This is a genomic window from Clostridium lacusfryxellense, assembly GCF_018861735.1.
In the GTDB taxonomy this organism is placed as follows: domain Bacteria; phylum Bacillota; class Clostridia; order Clostridiales; family Clostridiaceae; genus Clostridium_AD; species Clostridium_AD lacusfryxellense.
The window spans coordinates 1-4,280 of record NZ_JAHLEB010000108.1; the positions used below are offsets into that span (position 1 = coordinate 1).

The 4,280-nt window shown below is 30.4% G+C and carries 3 protein-coding genes; 2 read left to right on the top strand and 1 reads right to left on the bottom strand.

The genetic code is table 11. From position 1 onward, the window contains the following. Nucleotides 1-140: 140 nt before the first annotated feature. The gene (locus KPL55_RS25200) at nt 141-1,304 is read right to left on the bottom strand and encodes an AI-2E family transporter (RefSeq protein WP_216309508.1); all 1,164 of its coding nucleotides are present in this window, start codon (nt 1,302-1,304) and stop codon (nt 141-143) included. Nucleotides 1,305-1,519: 215 nt separating this feature from the next. Here KPL55_RS25200 and KPL55_RS25205 point away from each other — a divergent pair, with 215 nt between their 5' ends. Next, nucleotides 1,520-2,119 carry a serine O-acetyltransferase gene (locus tag KPL55_RS25205; protein ID WP_216309509.1) on the top strand — a complete coding sequence of 200 codons (600 nt, stop codon included), beginning with the start codon at nt 1,520-1,522 and terminating at the stop codon, nt 2,117-2,119. Between the two features lie 279 nt (nt 2,120-2,398). Then, complete coding sequence (locus KPL55_RS25210; protein WP_216309510.1) at nt 2,399-4,048, top strand: GH39 family glycosyl hydrolase; 1,650 nt, start codon at nt 2,399-2,401, stop codon at nt 4,046-4,048. The last annotated feature ends 232 nt before the right edge of the window (nt 4,049-4,280 follow it).

Sequence of the window (4,280 nt, forward strand, 5' to 3'; positions counted from 1 at the left end):
TACTAATTCGACATATCTTTTAAAATTCCTTTTTGTTTTTAGTTTTTTATAAAAAAAAATCGCCATCTTTAATTTGATGACGATTTTTCATATAGTTTTTCAGTGGCCTCAATTTATATAGGGTACCAATAGGCATTTCTTTATATAGATCGCTCCATATGATAATTATACCATTTACTAAGTAATATTTTTAAAGATGCAGTAACTGGTACAGCTATTAGCATCCCTATAAGACCTCCTACATTTCCACCTATAATAATTGCAAGCATAATGAATACTGGATGTAAGCCCACACTATCTCCAACTATTTTGGGTGCTAGCAAATTATTGTCCACTTGTTGAACTATAAGCATTCCAATAATTGCCCATAGAGCTGTAATAGGTTGTCCACTTAATAGTGCAATAATTACTGCGAGAACAGTTCCAACTATAGGCCCAATATAAGGTATCATGTTACAAATACCTGCAATAATTCCTATTATTAAAGCATAATCTATTCCAATGAAATACAGTACAATTGTAGATAAAACACCTACAAAGAAAGCTTCTAGTAATTGACCTCTTATATATTTATAAAATGTATCATCTATAATGAAGAGTATCTTTTTAAATTCATTTCCAACTTTACTTTTCCCAAATATGAGATTGAAAATTTTATTCCATAACCCTATAAAGTACTCAGAGTCCTGTATTAAATAAATGCTTAAGACTATAGCTATTAAAAATGAGGCTATATTTCCACCTATAGATACAACTGAATCTGTCATTACTCCAATGCTCGTAGTAAAATATGATTGAATATAGCTTACAATTTGAGCAATCTTATCATTTAGATTTCCTAGTATTGAAATATTTGAGTTTTTTAATTTATTAGTAATAGAACTAACTGACAATGTTGAATTATTCAAATAATCTTTTAGGGATTCTGTCATATTAGATATAGTAATATTATTAGATAGTTTTCCACCAATCATAATATAGATTCCACTAATAATAGCTACGAAACCTGCTATTACTAATATGTATACTCCTAAAATTCCGACTATTCTTCTGGCTGATGCTTTTTTAAAAATTTTTCTCTTTTCTAAGAAATTTTCAATAGTTTTCACACCTGGCTTCAACAAATATACAATTACTAATGCCATAAGAAGTGGTTTTATAATTCCAATAATCTTTCCTAGTATACTTAATACCATAGAAAATATAGCACCTATATTATTGAAGAGTATTATACCTAAATAAATTAGAAGCACAGTACCCGTAGCATATAAGCAGTATTGTAATAATTTTTTATCTATTTTCATTTTCTTCTGCCTTTCTAACTAGTTGCTTTTGATTTTCTCTAGTTACTTTACATTATAATAAATAAATAGGTAATGGTAAAGAATAAATTTCCAATAAACTGTATAAAAAGAAAGATTAAATTTAGACTCAGTTATAGTATAATCAATGAAAATATAGTATAATTTACAATTATATGGGTTAGATTTGAAAATAGAAATTTTGGAGGAATATAGTAATGAGTAGCAAAAGTTTAAGTTATTTAAAAGCTGATGTTTATAGATTAACAAAAACATATAGTAATAAGCAAATTGTTAAAAGCGTACTATTAAATAGAAATTTTAGGCCTATCTTTACTATGAGAATGTGCCAATATCTAAATGAAAAAAGCTCAATGCTAAATAAATTTCTATTAAATTGTTTTAGAGTTTTACACAAAATGGTATGTAATAAAGCTGGCATAGAATTTAGTTGGCAAACCAGTATTGGACCTGGTTTTTGTTTAACTCATGGTTGGGGAACTGTTATAAATTTTAACGCAGTTATTGGGTCAAATGTTACTATTTTTAAAGGCGTAATAATAGGTACTAAACACAAGATACAAGAGAATGGAGAAAGGTTAGAAGAATATCCTACTATTAAAGATAATGTATGGATTGGCGCTAATTCAGTTATAATAGGGAATGTTACTATAGGAGAAGGTGCTATAATAGCACCATTATCAATGATATATAAAAATGTTGGTGCACATACAGCCGTTGGGTGCAATCCTCAAAAAATTCTGAAAGAAAATATAATTGAAGATGTATTTAATAAATTTGATATAAAAAGTATATAGTTGCTTCACAATAGGATAAAGGATAAAGTCTACAAAAATTGTAGACTTTATCCTTTATTTAATTTAGTTTATGTAACATATATTTCAGATTGAACATACCCTTATTATGTAGCAGGGATGAATATGTTATCAAGATCAGTTATTCATGGGTTAAAAAATATTTCACCTAATATACTTTTATTGGCTATTGTATACACAGTTATAAAGTAGATTAATATTATGTATTGAATGTGTAATAGAAAAAAGCCAAAATTCCTAATAAAATAGGAGGAAGTAATAATGATTGAACCAAATATTACAAATAACTCTAGTCTCACAATACCAAAACAATTTTTTGGAACACATATAAATACACCTACTGCACAATGGAGTGATATAGGACATGGTGCTATAAGGTTATGGGATACACAAACTACCTGGAGGTTGATAGAACCAACCAAAGGCAATTTTAATTGGACAATAATGGATAGTTATGTTGACTATGCACAATTACACGGATTAGAAGTATTATATGTTCTTGGGCAAGCACCTAATTTTGCAACGGGTGGAGTTAAAGGCACAGGGACACCTGCAGATTGGAGTTCTTATAACAATTTAAACCCAAACAACCAAGACTGGATTGATTATATTACCGCCGTAGCAACTAAATATAAAGGTAGAATACAAGCATATGAAATATGGAATGAACCTGATGTAACTTACTTTTGGACTGGGACTATTGCTCAGATGGTTAATTTGTGTAAAGTGGCATATAATGTAATAAAATCTATAGACCCTAATGCAAAAGTTCTAAGTCCTTCATATACACATGATAATATATCTATGTTAGATAGTTTTCTTTCAAGTGGAAGCAAAGGTTATTTTGATATTGGTGCAGTTCATCTTTACGCAACGTCACCTGAAAGTATGATTGATATCGCAAATCAGTTTAAATATGCTTTTAATAAAAATAATATAGATTGTCCATTATGGAATACAGAAAGTGGGTACGGTGGGTATTACAACAATGGTGAATTAAAAGACGGAGCATTTACGTTGGATGATATAAATCTTATGCCTGATGATTTAAGTGTAGCTTATATAACAAGATATTTTTTGTGTAGCCTTCTATCTGGAGTAGAAAGAAGTTACTATTATATGGCAGATATTCAACGCAATAGATTAAGACTGGTGGATCCTAAAACAAGGGCAATACTTCCAGCTGGAATTGCTATGAAAAAACTTTCTGATTTGCTTACTGGTGCAACTATTTCTGATTTAGCAAAGATAGATAACATGTATATGGTTATAGCACAAAATAAGAATAAAAGTTACGCTTTTATGTGGACGGAAGATGGAAAGACAACAATATGGCAATCTCCACAACCTTCAAGAGTAACAAATACCCAAACCCCTTTAGGTAAATTATCAACTCCTATGTTTGGTATTGTAAATATAAATCAATCTCCTATAATAGTTCATGGACTTCCAACTTCAAATGGAGTTCCTTGTTTTCGGATTCCTTTGAGTAAGGGAATAACTCCGGTTACAAATCTTATAACAAATGGAGATTTTAATAACGGATCTAATGGTTATGGGTTAACTCATATAGGAAATGCAACATGGGATTTTAGTAAAGGTTACGCAGTTTGTACTTTAAATGGTCAGGTAAGTAATATTGACTTATGGGTTAATGTTAAACCTAATACATTATATGCGTTGACTTGGAAAATTGATGGTATGACAGATTCAGGAAATGGTGGGAATGTAACATGCTCCGAATACAATGCTTCTTGGCAACCTATATCTAATGGTGGTCATTATACTATAAGTAGTGGAGTTACGTTTACTACAAAATCAACTACAAGTCAAGTCTATTTAAATCTTGGCTCTGGGGGTTTAACTACTGGTAAAGTAGCATTTGATGATATAGTATTGGCGAAAGTTTAGTAAATACAACATCAACATCTCCTAATAATGAGTTATTAGTATTGGGTAATAAAATAAATTCCGTTGGTTTGTAAGGCAATATGGAAATAAAGGATAAAGTCTGTAGACTTTATCCTTTATTTAAGTGTGCCAGGCATGGCAATTAACTAGGTGGTGAAAGTCCACTGTGGGGGTCTGTAGTTACCAACCACTAGCTGAAGACAAGGTATCCACCGTGAGGTGTGAGCTGGAG